This is a genomic window from Arthrobacter saudimassiliensis, assembly GCF_059090665.1.
Genome location: NZ_JBNHFX010000003.1, coordinates 264,005 through 281,614 on the forward strand (window position 1 = coordinate 264,005; position 17,610 = coordinate 281,614).

Annotated in this window: 13 protein-coding genes and 1 tRNA gene; 4 read left to right on the top strand and 10 right to left on the bottom strand. The window is 70.2% G+C overall.

The window, feature by feature from the left end; translation table 11 throughout:
* Positions 1 to 301: 301 nt before the first annotated feature.
* The 5 genes from pth to AC5RV6_RS12455 form a co-directional block, all read right to left on the bottom strand.
* Positions 302 to 895 carry an aminoacyl-tRNA hydrolase gene (gene pth / locus AC5RV6_RS12435; protein ID WP_494007642.1) on the bottom strand — a complete coding sequence of 198 codons (594 nt, stop codon included), beginning with the start codon at positions 893 to 895 and terminating at the stop codon, positions 302 to 304.
* 9 nt (positions 896 to 904) lie between these two features.
* Entirely contained in the window at positions 905 to 1,495 is a 591-nt protein-coding gene (locus tag AC5RV6_RS12440) for a 50S ribosomal protein L25/general stress protein Ctc (RefSeq protein ID WP_494007643.1), read from the bottom strand.
* Positions 1,496 to 1,746: 251 nt separating this feature from the next.
* Entirely contained in the window at positions 1,747 to 2,730 is a 984-nt protein-coding gene (locus tag AC5RV6_RS12445) for a ribose-phosphate diphosphokinase (RefSeq protein WP_494007644.1), read from the bottom strand.
* Positions 2,727 to 4,247, bottom strand: a complete 1,521-nt coding sequence (gene glmU, locus AC5RV6_RS12450; protein ID WP_494007645.1) for a bifunctional UDP-N-acetylglucosamine diphosphorylase/glucosamine-1-phosphate N-acetyltransferase GlmU — start codon at positions 4,245 to 4,247, stop codon at positions 2,727 to 2,729. The genes AC5RV6_RS12445 and glmU overlap by 4 nt, the downstream gene beginning before the upstream one ends.
* An 88-nt stretch (positions 4,248 to 4,335) precedes the next feature.
* Positions 4,336 to 4,407: transfer RNA gene (locus AC5RV6_RS12455), tRNA-Gln, on the bottom strand.
* Positions 4,408 to 4,510: 103 nt separating this feature from the next.
* Between AC5RV6_RS12455 and AC5RV6_RS12460 the strand changes: the two genes are divergently transcribed.
* Both AC5RV6_RS12460 and AC5RV6_RS12465 read left to right on the top strand, forming a co-directional pair.
* Positions 4,511 to 5,638, top strand: a complete 1,128-nt coding sequence (locus tag AC5RV6_RS12460) for an NUDIX domain-containing protein (RefSeq protein WP_494007646.1) — start codon at positions 4,511 to 4,513, stop codon at positions 5,636 to 5,638.
* Between the two features lie 1,023 nt (positions 5,639 to 6,661).
* Positions 6,662 to 8,785, top strand: a complete 2,124-nt coding sequence (locus AC5RV6_RS12465) for an FG-GAP repeat domain-containing protein (protein ID WP_494007647.1) — start codon at positions 6,662 to 6,664, stop codon at positions 8,783 to 8,785.
* 7 nt (positions 8,786 to 8,792) lie between these two features.
* Here the strand turns inward: AC5RV6_RS12465 and AC5RV6_RS12470 are convergent, their stop codons facing one another.
* From AC5RV6_RS12470 to rsmA, 3 genes are all read right to left on the bottom strand, one after another.
* Positions 8,793 to 10,622: an ABC-F family ATP-binding cassette domain-containing protein gene (locus AC5RV6_RS12470; RefSeq protein WP_494007648.1), complete on the bottom strand. Its 1,830-nt coding sequence runs from the start codon at positions 10,620 to 10,622 to the stop codon at positions 8,793 to 8,795.
* Positions 10,623 to 10,628: 6 nt separating this feature from the next.
* On the bottom strand, positions 10,629 to 11,663 hold the full coding sequence (locus AC5RV6_RS12475; protein WP_494007649.1) for a 4-(cytidine 5'-diphospho)-2-C-methyl-D-erythritol kinase: 1,035 nt from the start codon (positions 11,661 to 11,663) through the stop codon (positions 10,629 to 10,631).
* Between the two features lie 66 nt (positions 11,664 to 11,729).
* Positions 11,730 to 12,605, bottom strand: coding sequence for a 16S rRNA (adenine(1518)-N(6)/adenine(1519)-N(6))-dimethyltransferase RsmA (gene rsmA, locus AC5RV6_RS12480; protein WP_494007650.1), 876 nt, complete (start codon positions 12,603 to 12,605; stop codon positions 11,730 to 11,732).
* Positions 12,606 to 12,843: 238 nt separating this feature from the next.
* Here rsmA and AC5RV6_RS12485 point away from each other — a divergent pair, with 238 nt between their 5' ends.
* Positions 12,844 to 14,052 carry a hypothetical protein gene (locus AC5RV6_RS12485; RefSeq protein ID WP_494007651.1) on the top strand — a complete coding sequence of 403 codons (1,209 nt, stop codon included), beginning with the start codon at positions 12,844 to 12,846 and terminating at the stop codon, positions 14,050 to 14,052.
* A gap of 14 nt (positions 14,053 to 14,066) precedes the next feature.
* Here AC5RV6_RS12485 and AC5RV6_RS12490 read toward each other — a convergent pair whose 3' ends face one another.
* On the bottom strand, positions 14,067 to 15,188 hold the full coding sequence (locus AC5RV6_RS12490) for a resuscitation-promoting factor (protein WP_494007652.1): 1,122 nt from the start codon (positions 15,186 to 15,188) through the stop codon (positions 14,067 to 14,069).
* Positions 15,189 to 15,499: 311 nt separating this feature from the next.
* Positions 15,500 to 16,402 carry a TatD family hydrolase gene (locus AC5RV6_RS12495; protein ID WP_494007653.1) on the bottom strand — a complete coding sequence of 301 codons (903 nt, stop codon included), beginning with the start codon at positions 16,400 to 16,402 and terminating at the stop codon, positions 15,500 to 15,502.
* A gap of 137 nt (positions 16,403 to 16,539) precedes the next feature.
* On the opposite strand from AC5RV6_RS12495, the gene AC5RV6_RS12500 reads away from it, so the two are divergent.
* Positions 16,540 to 17,604, top strand: coding sequence for an AAA family ATPase (locus tag AC5RV6_RS12500; protein ID WP_494007654.1), 1,065 nt, complete (start codon positions 16,540 to 16,542; stop codon positions 17,602 to 17,604).
* The last annotated feature ends 6 nt before the right edge of the window (positions 17,605 to 17,610 follow it).

Consider the following 17,610-nt stretch of genomic DNA (forward strand, 5'->3'; position numbering starts at 1 on the left):
GGACCGGGCCAGGGCAACGAAAAGGGACCGACGCCGGGATGGGGGTGGCCCAGTCTCGGAGGCCTCCCGGCGCCGGCCCCGTCTTCGGAGCCCGTGGTGCTGAACCTTGTGGGGCTTCTTAAATGGTAGGACGGTGCCCGGGGCACAACAACGGGTCCCGGGGGGAACAGGTGCACGGGAGAACTACCCGAAATTGTTGGCGGCATACCCGTTCACGCGGGTCCCTGTCGGCAGCCGCCCGGCGCGCGGTGCGAGGTCCGCCGGCCGCCGGGAAGGGACGGGACGGGACCGGCCCCGGGGATCAGCCTCCGGGCGACTGGGCGTGGACCTTCTGCTGGGCGGCGGTGAGGCCTTCGCGGATCAGCAGGTCAACGGCGTCGGCCGCATCCGAGATCAGGAAGGGCAGTTCGCGGGACTCGACGGTGCCGAAATCCTTGAGCACGTAGTCCGCGGTGTCCATTCGCCCCGGCGGGCGTCCCACGCCCACGCGGACGCGCAGATAGTCCTTGGTGCCCAGGGCCTTGCTGATGTCGCGCAGGCCGTTGTGACCGCCTTCGCCGCCGCCGCGCTTGAGCCGCAGGGCGGCAAACGGGATGTCGATTTCGTCGTGGACGGCGATGACCTGTTCCACCGGAATGTCGTAGAACCGGGCGAGTGCCGAGACCGGGCCGCCGGAGAGGTTCATGTAGGTGGACGGTTTGGCCAGGACCAGCCTGGGCCCGCCCGGGAAGAGCCGTCCTTCGAGCACCGAGGCGCGGGCCTTGTGGGTCTTGAAGCTGCCGCCCATTCGCCCGGCCAGCTCGTCCAGGACCATCTGGCCGACATTGTGGCGGTTGCGCGCGTAGCCGGGCCCGGGGTTTCCGAGCCCGGCTACGAGCCAGGTATTGCTGTTCACGCGGTGAGGTTACTCGGCGTTCTCGGCGACAACGTCACCCTCGGGGGTCTCGTTGGCGGCGGCTGCGGCCGGGAGGGAGAGGTTGGCGACCATGGTCTCGGGGTCGAGGATCAGCTCGACGCCGGCCGGCAGCTGGACGTCGGAGGCGTAGACGTGCTCGCCCGCGCCGCGGCCTTCGATGGATACGGTGACGACCTCGGGGAGGTTGGTGGCGTCGGCGGAGAGCAGCATGGTGACGGCCTCCTGGGTCACGACCACGCCGGGGGCGGGCTCACCGTCGAGGTGCACGGCGACCTCGACCTCGACCTTTTCGCCCTTGCGGACGGTCAGCAGGTCGATGTGCTCGATGATCTGCTTGATCGGGTCGCGCTGGATGTCCTTGGCCAGGGCCAGGTGGGCCTCGCCGTCGACGTCGATGGACAGCAGGGCGTTGGGGGTGCGGACGGCGAGGGTGGTCTCGCGGGCCGGCAGCAGGATGTGCATGACGTCGGCGCCGTGACCGTAGATGACGGCGGGGATCTTGCCGGCGACGCGGGCCTTGCGGGCTGCGCCCTTGCCGAATTCGGTGCGGGCGGTGGCGGCGAGCTTCTGCTCGGACATGGGGTTCTCCTGATGGTGGGTGTTCCGGGTCGCCCGGGCGGGGACCGCGGAGCGCCACGACCTGCAGCGCAGGTACAGCTGTGGAGATCCGGCCACCGTCGATAACGGAGTCCGTCCGCAGTGCGGACGGCTCCCTCGCCTAGGCATCGCCATCCATACTACAGCAGAGGGCGGTGTCCCGATGATCATCAGGACACCGCCCTTCGCCGCCGGCTCCGGAGGACCTCACGGCGCCCTCCGGAGCGGACGGGCTACGCCTTGCCGTCGAAGAGGCTGGTCACGGACCCGTCTTCAAAGACCTCGCGGATGGCCCGGGCGATCAGCGGCGCGATGGACAGCACGGTGAGCTGATCGAAGCGCTTGGCCGCCGGGATGGGCAGCGTGTTGGTGACCACCACTTCCCGGGCGCCGGACTCGGCCAGCGTGCGGGCGGCGGGGTCGGAGAACACGGCGTGCGTGGCCGCGATGATGACGTCCTTCGCGCCGGCTTCCTTCAGCACCCGCACGGCACCCGCGATGGTGCCGCCGGTGTCGATCATGTCGTCGATCAGCACACAGGTCCGGCCCTCGACCTGGCCCACGACCTGCTTGGAGACAGCCTGGTTCGGCACGGTGAGGTCCCGGCTCTTGTGCACGAACGCCAGGGGTGCTCCGCCCAGGCGCTCGGCCCACTGCTCGGCGACCCGGACGCGTCCGGTATCCGGGGAAACCACGGTGACGTTGGCGACATCCACCCGGGTGCGGATGTAGTCGGCCAGCAGCGGGATGGCCATCAGATGGTCGACGGGGCCGTCGAAGAAGCCCTGGATCTGCGCGGTGTGCAGGTCCACGCTCATCAGCCGGTCGGCGCCGGCGGTCTTGTACAGGTCGGCGACCAGGCGGGCGCTGATGGGCTCACGGCCGCGGCCCTTCTTGTCCTGCCGGGCATACGGGTAGAACGGGGAGACCACCGTGATGCGCTGGGCGGAGGCCCGCTTCAGCGCATCAATGGTGATGAGCTGCTCCATCAGCCAGTTGTTCAGCGGCGCCGGGTGGGACTGGATCACGAACGCGTCGGTCCCGCGGACGCTCTCTCCCGGGCGGACGTAGATCTCACCGTTGGCGAAGTCGTAGGCCGCGAGCGGCAGCAGGTCCGTATCCAGGCAGCGGGCGATTTCCTCCGCCAGCTCCGGGTGGGCCCGGCCGGTGGCCAGGACAAGCTTCTTTTCACCCTGGGAGGTGATTTCGCTGCTCATTTGGATTCGCTTTCTTGCGTGGAGGGTTCGGTTGCGGGAGAGGAAGCTTGCGCCCGGGCCGCGGCCTCGGCGGCGGCGGTTCCGGGACGGTTGGCCCCAACCCAGCCGTCCAGGTTGCGCTGCGGGGCCACGTTGATGGCCAGTGCGCCGGCGGGGACATCCTTGCGGATCACGGTGCCCGCTCCGGAGTAGGCGCCGTCGCCCACGGTCACCGGGGCCACGTACATATTGTCGGAGCCCATCCGGACATCGGAGCCGATCACCGTGTGGTGCTTGTTCACACCGTCGTAGTTGACGAAAACAGACGCGGCACCGATGTTGGAGCGCTCACCGATGGTGGCGTCGCCGACGTAGGACAGATGCGGGACCTTCGAGCCGGCCCCGATGTTGGCGTTCTTGGTTTCGACGAACGTACCGATTTTGCCCTTCTCCCCCAGTACGGTGCCGGGGCGGAGGAAGGCGAAGGGGCCGACGTCGGCCCGTGCGCCGATGTGCGCCGAGGAGCCGTGGGTGCGCACCACTTTGGCGCCTTCGCCGACGACCACGTCGGTGAGCGTGGTATCCGGGCCGATGACGGCGTCGCGGGCAATGACGGTGCGTCCATGCAGCTGGGTGCCCGGCAGGACGGTGACATCCTCCGCCAGCTCGACGGCGGCGTCGATCCAGGTGGTGGCCGGGTCAACGATCGTGACGCCGGCCAGCATCCAGCGGCGCAGGTTGCGGCGGTTGTGCTCGGCGCCGAGGGCCGCGAGCTGGGCGCGGTCGTTGGCGCCCTCGACCTGCCAGTAGTCGGTCACGGTGCAGGCGGCGACGCGGCCGCCGTCGGCCCGGGCCAGGCCCAGGACGTCGGTCAGGTACATCTCGCCCTGGGCGTTGTCGGTGGTGACGCGGGCCAGCGCACGGCGCAGCACGTCCGCGTCGAAGGCGTAGATGCCGGAGTTGACCTCGGTGACGGCGCGCTGGGCGTCGTCGGCGTCCTTGTGCTCGACAATGCGCTCCACGGATCCGTCGGCACCGCGGATGATGCGGCCGTATCCGGCCGGGTCAGGAACGACGGCTGTCAGGACGGTAACGGCGTTGCCGCCGGCCTGGTGCTCCTCGACGAGGCGGCGCAGGGTTCCGGCCTCGAGCAGCGGCACGTCGCCGTAGGTGACGACCACGGTGCCTTCCAGCGGAGCCGCGGCGTCGAGCGCCTCCAGGGCCACCTGGACGGCCCGCCCGGTGCCGGGCACCTCGTCCTGGTCGACGATCCGCACGGCGGGCGACAGGGCGCTGACCGCGGGGGCGACGAGGTCCCGCTCGTGGCGGACGACCACGGCGAGTTCCCGGGGTGAAAGCGCCTCGGCGGCCGCGACGGCGTGCCCGATCATGGGCGTACCGCCGACCGGGTGCAGGATCTTGGGGGTGCGGGACTTCATCCGCGTCCCGGCGCCCGCGGCCAGCACGATGACAGCTGCGGGGGCTGCGGATGGTGGTGCGGGGTGGACTCCGGGGGTATGCACTTCCGGGCTCGTCACGAAGGGGTCGCTCCTTTGTCTGCTGCTGCCGGGGTTTTCTGCCGCCTATGCCCCGCGCTGTTATGTCGTTCGGGGACAGAACCTGCCGTTCCGCCCATAGGATTCGAACCTATACTCCACGGCTCCAAAGGCCGGGGTGCTGCCGTTACACCAGGGCGGATCATGCGGCCCGCGCGCGGCCCGCACCGCTCCTAAGTCTGCCACGTCCGCGCGACCGCCCGCGACTTGGGGCCCTGCCCGGCAGGTGCCCTTAGACTGTGGGGGTGGCAAGAACTTCCGCAGGCAGCGCCCGCCTGCGCATGACCGGAGCGCAGCGTCGCGTGCAGCTGATGCGGGTGGCTCGCGCCCAGTTCGCCCTGCGCGGACCGGACGGCGCGACGATCGAGGAAATCGCCGCCGCCGCAGGGGTCTCGAAGCCGGTGGTCTACGAACACTTCGGCTCCAAGGAAGGCCTGTACACGGAGGTGGTGGAGACCGAGTTCCAGCGCGTGCTGGAGCTCATCACCGAGGCGCTTTCGGCCTCCGCAGGACCGCGGATCCTGCTCGAACGGGCGGCCTATGCGCTGCTGGACTACATCGACACGGATTCGGACGGTTTCCGGATTCTGATGCGGGACGCCCCGCCGTCGCAGCCGGAAGGCATCTTTTCCAGTCTTCTCTCCCGGATTGCCGTGCAGGTGGAGCACATTCTTGCCCATGAGTTTGACCGGCGCGGCTACAGCCCGTCCATGGGCGGCATGTACGCGCAGATGCTGGTGGGCATGGTCGCCATGACCGGCCAGTGGTGGCTCGACGCCAAATCGCCCGACAAGGCGACGGTGGCGGCGCATGTGGTGAACCTGGCGTGGTACGGGATGACCGGGCTGCAGAAGGAGCCGGGCCTGGCCCTGTCCGTGCCCGCCGCCGGAGAGTCCGCCGCCGATGTTTCCGCCTCAGTCCCCGACTCCGCCGATGCGGGCGGGCAGGCCGGCGCGGCGTCGTCGCCCGCTGTCCTCACCCTGTCCGCTGTCCTGCTCCGCGACGAGGACGGGCGGATCCTGCTGGTCCGCAAGCGCGGCACCTCCCGCTTCATGCAGCCCGGCGGCAAGCTGGAACCGGGAGAGTCGTTTGCCGAGGCCGCCGCCCGCGAGGTCGGCGAGGAACTGGGACTTGAGGTCACACCTTCGGACCTTGGGAACCTGGGCCGGTGGTACGGCCCGGCGGCCAACGAGGCCGACACCTTCATTGACGCAGGCCTGTTCTCCATGGAGCTGCCGGCGGGGTCACCGCTGCCGGAGCCCGCCGCGGAGATCGAGGAGCTGCTCTGGGTACAGCCTGCAGCCGCGGCGAAGCGCGGGGACCTGTCTCCCCTGCTGCGTGACCACATCCTGCCGCAGCTGCTCGCTTCCTGACCGGGCAACCCGCCCCGTTGCCAAGGTCCGCCTGCCCTGATCCGGCGGCGGGCAGGCATCGTCGCCGCAGGCCGGCTGCGTCGACCCTGCCAGGCCACTGCTTCACTACGGGCGGGCAACCCGCACCGTACACCTGGCTGTTTGGTAGTACACCTGTGCCGGCGTCCCCTGCACCCCGGCAGCCGCCCTCCCGCTGAGCCTGACGGCGCAGGTACCCACCGGCATCCACCGGGATCGGGAATTCTCCAGAGAGCATGCGGCTCCACTTTCCTGTTCTTCCCCGGAACCCCCCGTGCTAGATCTTCGCGCGTCCCGGGCACTCCGCATGCAGGGGGAAACATGGATCACCCAAACAGCCTCTCCCGACGTACAGCGCTTTCAATCGGAGCCACCGGCGGTGTCCTCGCCGCCGGGGCGCCGCCGCTTTCGGCATCGGCGGCGGCCTCGCCGCCGACAGCAGTCGAGGCCCAGGCAGGCACCGACGGGCTTCGGAAAGTGGCGCCCGGGGCCGGCATCAAGCGCATCTACCGAGATGTCTTCAGGTCCTCGTCATTCCTGGACATGCTGCTTGTACCCGGACCGGACAACGGGCCGAAACTCGTGACCGCCACCACCGGAAGCACCAACCAGTTCCAAGTCCTGGACGCCAGGACCGGCAAGCGGGAGTTTGGATCGACGACCCCCACCGGGGAGAAGCTGGGGCCCACGCTGGCCTGGGATCCCTCGACCCGGACCGTTTATGCCGGGAGCGGCGGAAAGCTTCTGGCCTGGTCATTCGCCGCCCGAAGGCTGGCATCCCTGGGGCAGGCCGCTCCATCGGCCACAGCGCTCTACGGGCTTCACCTCGACTCTGCGGGACGGGTATGGGGAGGCTCCTATCCTGACGGAATCACGTGGAACTACGATCCCCGGACCGGGAAGTTCACTTCCTATTCGGCCCTGAATTCCCGAAGCGACTACGTGAGGGCACTTGCAGTCTGGAAGGACAGGGTTTTCGCGGGAACCGGTTCACAGGATCCCGACATGGTCTCGTTTCCCGTCGGGAGACCTGAACAGCGAACCGTCATCAAACTCCCGGATCCGGTACCGACCGGCTTTGTCCACCGCATCATTGTGGGCGGGGACAAGCTTTTCGTCTTCGCCGAGGACAGCACGAATGTGGTGCGCTGCTACATCTACAACCCGGTCAGCTCGAAGTGGGCGGGTGAGCTGAAGTCTGCAGCGCGGGCGTTTGCGTCGGCCGGGGGCACCTCCGTCTGGAACGTGGCACGCTCCCAGCTGATCAGGACCGACACTGCCACAATGGCCGAAACCGTCCTGTGCCCGACGAACCTGGCCGACGTCCGGACTCTCCTGGTAGCCGGCGACAGCATTTTCCTCGCCGGAACCCAGGCGGGAGAGCCTGTAGCCGCCGAATACTCGGTCAAGGCCCGCAAGGAAACCCGCCGGGTCCGGCCCGACGTGCTCAAGGGTTCGCTGGCGGTCCAGTCCCTGATCGGCTCGGATCACGGGCTGCTCTACTTCGGCGGCTATCAGGGTGACGGACTGGCATCCCTCGATCCCGGGACGGATGCCCGCTGGCAATCCTCGCCGACCGCCGGTGTTTCCCAGATCGAACACCTGATGCAGTACGACAGGAACCGCCTCTACATCGGCTCATACGGGTCGGCAAAGCTGTTTTCATTCGACCGGAGCAGAACCGGCGCGGGAAACGCCGCCTTCACCCTTATCGCCACTCTGCGCAGGCAGCACATGCAGTCCAGGCCCTTCGCTTGGGCAGCCGCCGGCGGAAAGGTCCTGACCGGCACCGTCCCCGAATACGGTTTGCGGGGCGGTGCGCTGGCCCTCATCGACCCGGTCACGAACCAGCTGGGGAAAGTGATGAACGGTTTCATTCCCCAACAGTCAATCGTAGGGCTGGCCGGTTACGGCGACATCGCCTATGGCACCACATCCTGCCGAGCCGGCTACGGTGCGGAAGACCATCCGGGCGATGCCTGCGTTTTCGCCTACAACGCCCGGACGGACAAGGTGCTCTGGGTCTCCTATCAGTCCGGACACCGGGATCTGTACTCGCCGATCCTGATGGACGGAGTCCTGTATGTCGCCACGATCAACGGGCTGCTGGCCCTGGACCCCGGCAATGGCCGGCTCCGCCGGACGCTGTTCATGCGGAGCCGGACCGCCAGGCCTGCCTATCAGAGCGCCCGCGCCCTTCCGCTGCCGGGAAGCTCCAAAATCGTCCATAGTTCCGGGAGCATTGTCACGCTCATCGACGTCAGGCAACGCACGCACTCCGTCCTTGGGAGCGCCGGGTTCGGCACGCAGATCGCCGTCATGCCTGACGGCAGGATCTTTGCTTCCTACGAGGGCAACCACATTGCGGAACTGCATGCCGGGGCAAACCAGACCATAACCTCGATGTCCGACCTCGTCACCATAAACGCCGCCGGGGAACTGATGGTGGCGCCGTCCAACGGAGCGGGCGGATACGGGAACGCCGTCCCGCGCGGAGCCGGGTGGAATCCGAAGACCATCCAGAGTTTCCACCTGACCGATTGGAACGGCGACGGCCTGACCGACATCCTCATCCAGCGGAGCAACGGAACCCTCGAGCTCAGCCGGGGCAGGGCCAACGGTGGATTCGATGCGCCGGTCAAGGTGGCTTCGGGGTGGGCGGGCAGGAAGATTGCAGTCGGGAAGTGGACCGAGGGCATCTACCCGACGGTCATCGGGATCAACGCCGAGGGACAGGTGCGGCGTCATCCGGTGGGCGCCAACGGAACCATCGGAGCGGGGCATGTCCTGGCCAGCGGGTGGAAAGGCCGGGAGATCGCCATGCTCGACATGAGGGGCACCGGCAGGCAGGGACTGGTCGTCCGCTCAGGAGCCAAGCTCTATTTTCAGTCTTCCAACGGCAAAGGCGCTTTCCAAGGGCTACTTGAGCTGGTCGCCGCCGGGGGTTGGAGTGACACGACTGCGTTGGCCTCGGTGTCAGGGCATTACAGGGACCGCCGGGGCCTGCTTTCCGTCAAACGAAACGGGAACCTCCAGTACATCAGTGCCGGCGACAAGGGGTTCTCCGGGATCATCACCTACGCCACGGACCTGCGGAACTCCTGGCTGGCCGGTTCCCGGAGATTCTGACCCCCCGTTACTCCAGCACCTCGGACGCCTCAAGCCACTGCATTTCCAGCTCCTCCTGCTCGGCTGCGACGGCCTGCAGCTTGGTGTTCAGCTCACCGAGCTTCTCAAAGTCCGCACCGCCGGAGGCCTCGGTGACCTCGGCCATCTGCGCCTTCAGCTTGTCGGACTGCTGCGCCAGCCGGGTCAGCTGGCGCTCGATCCGGGTGAGCTCCTTGCGGGCGGCACGCTTCTCCGCCTCGCTTGCGCCTGAGCCGCCGTCGTCGGCTGCGGAAGTGCCCGACGCCGGGCCGGCCGCTCCCAGCACCGAGGCGGCCGCCTGCCCGCTTCCTTCCGCCGCCTTCCGCAGCTGCAGGTATTGGTCCACGCCGCCGGGCAGCCCGCGCAGGTGCCCGTCGCCGAGCAGCGCCATCTGGTGGTCGGTCACCCGTTCAAGCAGGTAGCGGTCGTGCGAGACGACCACCAGGGTGCCCGGCCAGCCGTCCAGGACGTCCTCGACGGCGGCCAGGGTGTCGGTGTCCAGGTCGTTGGTGGGCTCATCGAGCATCAGCACGTTCGGCTCCCCGACCAGCAGCCGCAGCAGCTGCAGGCGCCGCCGCTCTCCGCCGGAGAGTTCCTTCACGGGCGTCCACTGGCGCTGGTTGCTGAAGCCCAGCTGCTCGACCAGCTGCCCCGCCGACAGCTCCCGGCCGCCGACGCTGAAGACCCGCTTCTCCTTCTCAATGACCTCGATGACCCGCAGGTCCTCCACGTCCGCGAGCTCGCGGACGTCCTGGGTGAGGACGGCGGTCTGCACCGTCTTGCCGCGTTTGAACCTGCCGGAGGTGGGGGCGATGTCGCCGTTCAGCAGCCGCAGCAGCGTGGTCTTGCCGGCGCCGTTGACGCCCACCAGGCCCAGCCGCTCCCCCGGCGCCAGGCGCAGGGTGATGTCCTTGAACAGCACGTTGCCGCCAAGTTCCAGCGACACGTCCTCCAGGTCCAGCACGTCCTTGCCCAGCCGGGCGGTGGCCATCTTGTTCAGGGACAGCGTGTCGCGGGGATCCGGCACGTCGGCGATCAGGGCGTTGGCGGCCTCGATGCGGAACTTGGGCTTGGAGGTGCGCGCCGGGGCGCCGCGGCGCAGCCAGGCCAGCTCCTTCTTCACCAGCTGCTGGCGCTTGTTCTCGACCACGGCGGCCATCCGGTCCCGTTCGGCGCGGGCCAGGACGTAGGCCGCGTAGCCGCCGTCGAACCCGTCGACGACGGCGTCGTGCACTTCCCAGGTCCGGGTGCAGACCTCGTCGAGGAACCAGCGGTCGTGGGTGACCACCAGCAGCCCGCCTTCGGTGGCGCGCCAGCGCTGCTTCAGGTGCCCGGCCAGCCAGGCCACCCCTTCCACGTCGAGGTGGTTGGTCGGCTCGTCGAGCATCACCACGTCGTCCTCGCGGACCAGCAGCTTCGCCAGCGCCACCCGGCGCTTCTGGCCGCCGGAGAGCGAGGAAACGGTGGCGTGCCAGTCCACCTCACTGATCAGTCCGCCCATGACGTCGCGGATCCGCGGGTCGGAGGCCCACTCGTGTTCGGGGCGGTCGCCGACGACGGCCTCGCCCACGGTGAGCGAGCCGTCCAGGACGTCGGACTGGTCCAGGTAGCCGACGGTGACGTCACGGCGTCGGGTGACCCGGCCGGCGTCGGGGCTCTGCCGTTCGGCGAGCAGCCGCATGAGCGTGGACTTGCCGTCGCCGTTGCGGCCGACCATGCCGATCCGGTCGCCCTCGTCGATGCCGAGGGAAACCTCGTCGAGGATGGTGCGGGTGCCGAAGGAGATGCTGAGGTTTTCGGCTCCAAGCAGGTGTGCCAATGGACGCTACTTTCCGGAAGAGGGGTCGGCGGGCGCATCAGCGCCCTGGTGCGGAACGGTCTGTTGCGGGATGGTCCCGGCCGGGACGCCCTGGTGCCCGACGGCGTGTGCGCCCCGGGCTGGGCCGGTCACCGCGAGCGCCTGGTGCCCCTGGTCCCGCAGGCCGCGTTCCAGTGCGGACGCGGCCGCGGCGTCGGCCGCAAGGAAGGCCACGGTGGGCCCGGAGCCGGAGACCATGGCGGCCAGGGCGCCGGCCTGGACCCCGGCGTCGAGCGTGGCGGCCAGCCCGGGGGCCAGGGCGAGCGCGGCGGGCTGCATGTCGTTGCGCAGTGCCGCGGCCAGCGCGCGGGCATCCCCGCCTGCCAGCGCTGCGAGGACGGCCGGATCCGCCGCCGTCGGCTCGGGGACGGACGCGGCGTCCGCTTCCCGCAGGCGGTCCAGGGTCCGGTACACCTCCGGAGTGGACAGGCCGTCGTCAGCCGCGGCGAGGACCCAGTGGAAGGTGCCTGCCACCGGCACCTCGGTGAGCCGGTCCCCCACGCCGAGGCCGACGGCGGCCGCGCCGGCCAGGGCGAACGGCACGTCGGCACCCAGCCGGGCGGCGAGGGCGGCGAGGTCCGCGTCGTCGAGGCCGGCGTTCCAGAACAGGTTGCAGGCCAGCAGCGCGGCGGCGGCGTCGGCCGAGCCGCCGCCCATCCCGCCGGCGACGGGTACGCGCTTCACGATGTGCAGGCGGACGCCGGGCACCGGGCGGTCCAGCTGCGCGGCGACCAGCTTGGCGGCACGGACCGCCAGGTTGTCAGGGCCCAGCGGAAGCCCGTCCACGGAGACCCCCAGGCCGTCGCCGCCGGAGGACATGGTCAGCGTGATCCCCGGTGCCTCGGACGGCCCGGCGAGAACCTCCTCATAGAGGGACACGGCCAGATACACGCTGGCGACGGTGTGGTAGCCGTCCGTCCGGGGCGGGCCGACCAGCAGCGAGGCGTTGATCTTGCCCGGTGCCAGGACGCGGACGGTCCAGGACGGAGAAACAGCGGTCATGTCATCCAACTTAGGCGACCGGTCCGGGGCCGCCGAAATCAGCCGCCGCTCCCTGCACGCCGGTACTCAGGACGGGGTCCCGGCCTCGGCGATCCGGGCGAAGGCGTGGATGTCGAGCACCTCGCCCCGGGCGGAGGGATCGACGCCGGCGGCGCGCAGCGCGGCCTCTGCCGCGGCGGGGCTGCCCGCCCACCCGGCGAGGGCGGCCCGCAGGGTCTTCCTCCGCTGGGCGAAGGCGGCATCGATGACCGCGAAGACCTCTTCACGGGTGGCGCCGGTCTGCGGCGGCGCGGTGCGTTCAAAGGCCACCAGGCCGGAAGAGATGCGCGGGGCGGGCCAGAACACGTTCATGCCGATGACTCCGGCCTTGCGCATGGTGCCGTACCAGGCTGCCTTCACCGAGGGCACACCGTAGGTGCGCGACCCAGGGCGGGCGGCCATCCGGTCCGCCACCTCGTCCTGCACCATCACCAGGCCGTGCCGCAGGGACGGGAAGTGCGCGAGCAGATGCAGCACCACGGGCACGGCAACGTTGTAGGGCAGGTTCGCCACCAGCGCGGTCGGTTCCGCCGGCAGGTCGGTGACGCGCATCGCGTCGGCCTGCACCACGTGCAGGTCCGCGGCCCGGTCCGGGCGCCAGGTGCGCACCGTTTCCGGAAGCCGGCCGGCCAGCACCGGGTCGATCTCCACCGCGACCACCCGGGCGGCGGCGTCGAGCAGGCCGAGGGTCAGCGAGCCGAGGCCGGGGCCGACCTCCAGCACCGTCTCCGCCGGGTCCACCTTGGCGGCGTCGACGATCCGGCGGATCGTGTTGCCGTCGATCACAAAGTTCTGGCCGAGGGTCTTGGTGGGGCGGACGTCCAGCTCGGCGGCCAGGGCGCGGATGTCGGCCGCGCCAAGCAGCGGTGCGGGCGGGCGGGCATCGGGAGCGGAATCAGTCACCGGCCAATTCTAGCCAACCCCCGGCGGCCGGACGGACGCGCGGCCGGTCGGTCCGGCCAATCCCCACGAACCTCCGGCGTGCGGATTCGTCCCGGCGGGAAACGGATGCCAGCGGTTTCATGTCTTATCCTCCCGGTCCTGCCGCCTGCTCTGCCGCGCCCGGGTACCGGTGGCTAGCATTCCTTCCGAACGCGGCACCTTTCCAGTGTTCAGCACGCGGTGACAGGCGGGAACATCCATGGGCAGAACGTTTGGGTACAGGCTCCAGGCAGAGCGGAAGATGCGCGGACTCAGCAGGGCGGCCCTCGGCGAGGGCCTCACAGCCGGCCGGGTCGGTTCCCTTGAGGCCGGAGCAGTCGAACCGTCCGGTGCGGAGCTGCAGGCCCTGGCGGCCAGGCTGGCCGGGCGGGAGGGCGGCCCGGAACGGAGCGCCGGTCCGGCGGTGATGACGGGTTTGGCCGCCCGTCAGGCGTGGGACGAGCGACGTTACCCCGCAGCCGTGTCCCTGGCCCTGCAGTCCGCGCAGCTGCGGCGGGACAGGGACGAGCCGACGACGGCCTGGGAGGACACGGTGCTGGCCGTGCGGGCGTTTGGGAACCTGCACCACTTCGACGAGGCCGTGCGGTTCTCCGCCGACCTCGCGGACGATCCGCTGGCGCGGACCGACCCCGCACGCCGGGCCCAGGGCCTGGCCCTGCTGGCCACCGCCCGGCAGGGAGCGGGACAGCTGGATGCTGCGGTGCACGACGCCGCCCGAGCGCTGCGGACCGCACTTTCGGGCACCGTCGGGGCAGCGGTGCTCCTCGAGGTCCTCCTTGCCCTGGTCGCGGCCCTCGGTGAAAGCGGCCGGCCCCAGCAGGCCTGGACCCACTGCACCGCCCTGCTGATGCCGCTGCTGCAGACGCTTCAGGATCCGGCCGACGCCGGCCGGGGCTGGTGGGCGACCGGCAACGCCGCGTTCCTGTGCGGAGACCCCGGCGCCGGTGCGCACTTCCACGAGCGGGCCGCGCGGCTGCTCTCGCCCGACGACGACCTGCAGCTGTGGGCGGCCTTCAACCGCGGTTCCGCCTCCAAGCGCGTCGCCGCAGGGCTGCATGACGCCGCGACCCTGCAGTGCATCGACCGCGCTGAAACGGCGATGGCGGTCCTGGACGCACCGGCGGCGGAACGGCTGGACCTGCTGCGCTGCCGCGGCCGGTACCTGCATCTGGCCGGGAATCCCCAGGCGGGAGCGGAACTGCTCTCCCGAGCCTATGAGGACCGCGGCGCGCTTTCCCCCCAGGCGGCGGCGGAGCTGGCCCTGCAGCTGGGGCTGAGCCTGGCGGATCTGGGACGGACGCGGGCCGCACGGGACCGCCTGACGGAGAGCAGCCGCTGGTTTCGCCGTGCCGGTGCCGATGACCGCTCCGCCCATGCGGCACGGCTGGTGAGCGGGCTGGACGGGTGAAGCCCCGCCGGAGGCTAGAGCAGACCCAGCTTGGCGGCGCAGGACGGCCAGTGGCCCCAGCCGCCGCTGGCGCGCAGGTTCTCGGCGATCTCGATCTGCTGGGCGGGGGTGGCGTCGCTGGCCACGGGTGCATACTTCCCGCCCCCGGCTCCAAGCCAGCTGGAGGCGCTGAACTGCAGCCCGCCGTAGTACCCGTTGCCCGTGTTGATGTGCCAGTTGCCGCCTGATTCGCACTGGGCCAGAGCTGCCCAGGCGCCGCCCGCGGGCGCGGTGCCCGACGCTGCGGCCGGGCGCTTCTTGGTGCCGACCGCTACTTCCTCGGCCACCGGTTCGCGGGTGACCGACGAAGTGACCAGGGTGCGGCTGGCCTCACGGCCGTCCACGGTGACGACGCGGAAGACGCTGACCTTCTCTCCGGCCACGCCTTCGCGGGTGACCTTCCGCTCCCCTTCGGGCAGCTCGGCGTTGGGAGTCTCGACGGTGTCGAACGGAACCGTCTCGGTGACGGTCTCCTCCCCGTCGGCGCTGAGCCTGGTGACCTTCAGGATCATGCCGTCCACCACTGCGGCCTGTGCCGGGGCGGAGACCCGGTCCCTCGCACCCAGGCGGACGCCTGCCTCATCCAGCAGCTCGCCCACGTTGCCGGCTGTGGTGCTGTGTTCCCGGGAACCGCCGTCAACCAGGAGGGTGACGGTCTTGGGCGTGGTGATGGACAGGTCGCGGTCGAGTCCGGCGAGCGAGGTGTCGAACGAGGCCGAGACGGCTGACGCGGCGGAGACCCGCAGTTCCGAGACAAGATCCTCGACCGTGCTGCCGGTGGTCTGGACGGTGTGCCCGGCGCCGTCGAGGGTGATATCCACGGTCTTCGCGGTCAGCACCTCGATGCGGGCCCCGTCCCCGACCCGGGACCCGAGGGCCGGCGTGACCTGGTCTGCGGCGTCGACGCTCACCCCGGCGCGCTCCAGCACGTCCTCCACGGTTCCGCCGAACGTCTGGACGTCGCTGGCCTGCCCGTCCACACTGATTTCAACGGTCTTGTTGTTGCCCACGAAGGCCACGAGCCCCAGCACGAGGGCCGCCATCACGGTGCCCTGTCCGATGAGCCTGGTTCCACGCCTTACGACTGCCTGTGCCACTTAATTCCAAACGCTTGCGGTGTCCGGGCACGGGGATGAAGTGCAGGGGCGGCTTCCGCCGAATCCCACGGCGGAACAGCCCTGCACAGGCGTATGGGCGCGCCCGGTCCGGCCTGGCGGCACCCCGTGAGGCGCGTTTGCGCAGGGCAGGGCACAGCGGTCCGGGCCGATGCGTGCATCAGCTTCGTTTTCCGGCAGCCTTCCCCGACCCCGGCTAACTGGTCCCTACCGTAACCGAAACGTGATCTGCTCGGCAACCACAGATTTCACGGTGGCCCCGCGCTCCCCGCCGGTCACACCGGTCCCGCGGCTCACCAGCTGCCGTAGACCCGCTCGGTGTTGGCGGCCAGATCCGTGCACAGGGCGGCCAGGTCGCGGTCCAGTTCGGCTGCCATGGCACGGACGGTGGCCGGTACGAGGTAGCTGGCGTTGGGCCGGCCGCGCCAGGGATGCGGGGTGAGGAACGGGGCGTCGGTTTCGACGAGCATCAGCGAAGGATCGGCGACTGCGAGCGCTTCACGCAGATAGGCGGCGTTGCGGAAGGTGACCGTGCCGGCAAACGACATGTACCAGCCGAACTCGTTGCAGGTGCGGGCCAGCTCCGCATCGCCGGAGAAGCAGTGGAAGACCACCTTCTCCGGTGCGCCCTCTTCCCTCAGGATGCGGACCACGTCCGCGTGCGCCTCCCGGTCGTGGATCTGCAGGGCGGTACCGGTCCGCTTGGCGATGTCGATGTGCCGCCGGAACGAATACTGCTGGCGTTCCAGGCCTTCCGGGCCGGTGCGGAAGTAGTCCAGTCCGGTCTCCCCCACGGCGCGTACCCTCGGATGGCGGGCCAGCTGCTCGATCTCGGTGAGGGCCGCCTCCAGGGTGCCGGCCGCCGCCAGGTCGGGGGCGTCGTTGGGATGGATGGCCACGGCGCCCAGCAGCCGGGGCTCCTGCTCCACCAGCTCCACCGTGCGCCGGCTCGACTCGAGGTCGGTGCCGACCTGGACGGCTCCGCGCACCCCCACCGCGGCTGCTGCATCGAGGGCCCGGGCGGCGGGAACGACACCCGCGTCGGCGGGAAAGTCGAGGTGGGTGTGGTTGTCCATCACCGGCACCGGCAGCGGTTCCGGGGCGGGAGGCCAGCTGCGGCCCCCGGCGTCGGGGCGGTCGAGCGCGGCGTACGCGCCGGGGACGGAACCGGAAGGGCCACCGCTGGAATTGCACATGTTCTTAACCCTAAGGGAGCTAGTACCCTGAACAGACACCGTGGCCGGGCCGTCCCCTCAGGGCCGGCAGCCGGTTGCCCGCACGTGCTCCACACCGCTGCCGCCGGCGCCTGAGCGCCGTTGTCCGGAAGGTATCCATGGACGCCCGAGAAACCTCAACGGCCACCGCCCCGCCCATTCTCCATCCCGACGCCGGCCCGTCCGCCGCGCCGGTCCGCCGAGGGCCGGCGCCCATGGACGCGCAGGAGTTCGCCGATGCCGCAGGCCGGATCCTGGCCTCCATGGGCACCGTCATCGACGGGAAGGCGGAAGCCGCGGCCCTGATGCTTACTGCGCTGCTCGCCCAGGGGCATGTGCTGCTGGAAGACGTGCCCGGAGTGGGCAAGACGATGCTGGCCAAGTCGCTGGCCCGTACGGTCGACTGCTCGGTCACCCGGCTGCAGTTCACCCCCGACCTGCTGCCGTCCGATGTCACCGGAGTGTCCATCTACAACCAGGACACGCACCGCTTCGAGTTCCGCCGCGGCCCCGTCTTCGCGAACATCGTGATCGGCGACGAAATCAACCGTGCATCGGCCAAGACCCAGTCCGCGCTGCTCGAATGCATGGAGGAGCGCCAGGTGAGCGTGGACGGTGCCACGTGGCCGCTGGCCGATCCGTTCATGGTGGTCGCCACCCAGAACCCGGTGGAGATGGAAGGCACCTACGCCCTGCCCGAGGCGCAGCGGGACCGCTTCATGGTGCGGCTTTCGCTCGGCTATCCGGACGCCCGCGCCGAGGTGGACATGCTGGAGCACCACCAGGCGGCGGACCCGCTCGACGACGTGGTTCCCGTCGTCGGCCTCGCACAGGTTGCGGCCATGGCCGCACGCGTTCGCGAGGTCTACGTCTCCGACCCGGTCAAGGAATACGCCGTGGCACTGGGCCGGGCCACCCGTGAGCATCCCGCCGTGCGCCTGGGCGCCAGCCCGCGGGCGCTGCTGCAGCTGGTGCGCGCGGCCAAGGCGCGTGCCGCGCTGGCCGGACGGGACTTCGTCCTCCCCGATGACCTGGCCGGCCTCATGGAGCCGGTGCTGGCCCACCGGCTGATCCTGGACCGCCGTTCCGCAGCGGCCGGCGACACGGCGGCCGGGATCCTGGCGGAGGTCCGCTCCCGGGTCGCGGTTCCCCGCCCGGCCCCGTCCGAGCGCTCCCGGCACTGACCCGGG

What these genes read in the sequence shown, in the direction of transcription:
- AC5RV6_RS12440 (WP_494007643.1), bottom strand. Translation starts at nt 1,495, where the DNA reads ATGTCCGAGCAGAAGCTCGCCGCCACCGCCCGCACCGAATTCGGCAAG.
- AC5RV6_RS12445 (WP_494007644.1), bottom strand. Translation starts at nt 2,730, where the DNA reads ATGAGCAGCGAAATCACCTCCCAGGGTGAAAAGAAGCTTGTCCTGGCC.
- AC5RV6_RS12465 (WP_494007647.1), top strand. Translation starts at nt 6,662, where the DNA reads ATGGTCTCGTTTCCCGTCGGGAGACCTGAACAGCGAACCGTCATCAAA.
- AC5RV6_RS12475 (WP_494007649.1), bottom strand. Translation starts at nt 11,663, where the DNA reads ATGACCGCTGTTTCTCCGTCCTGGACCGTCCGCGTCCTGGCACCGGGC.
- AC5RV6_RS12485 (WP_494007651.1), top strand. Translation starts at nt 12,844, where the DNA reads ATGGGCAGAACGTTTGGGTACAGGCTCCAGGCAGAGCGGAAGATGCGC.
- AC5RV6_RS12495 (WP_494007653.1), bottom strand. Translation starts at nt 16,402, where the DNA reads ATGTGCAATTCCAGCGGTGGCCCTTCCGGTTCCGTCCCCGGCGCGTAC.
- AC5RV6_RS12500 (WP_494007654.1), top strand. Translation starts at nt 16,540, where the DNA reads ATGGACGCCCGAGAAACCTCAACGGCCACCGCCCCGCCCATTCTCCAT.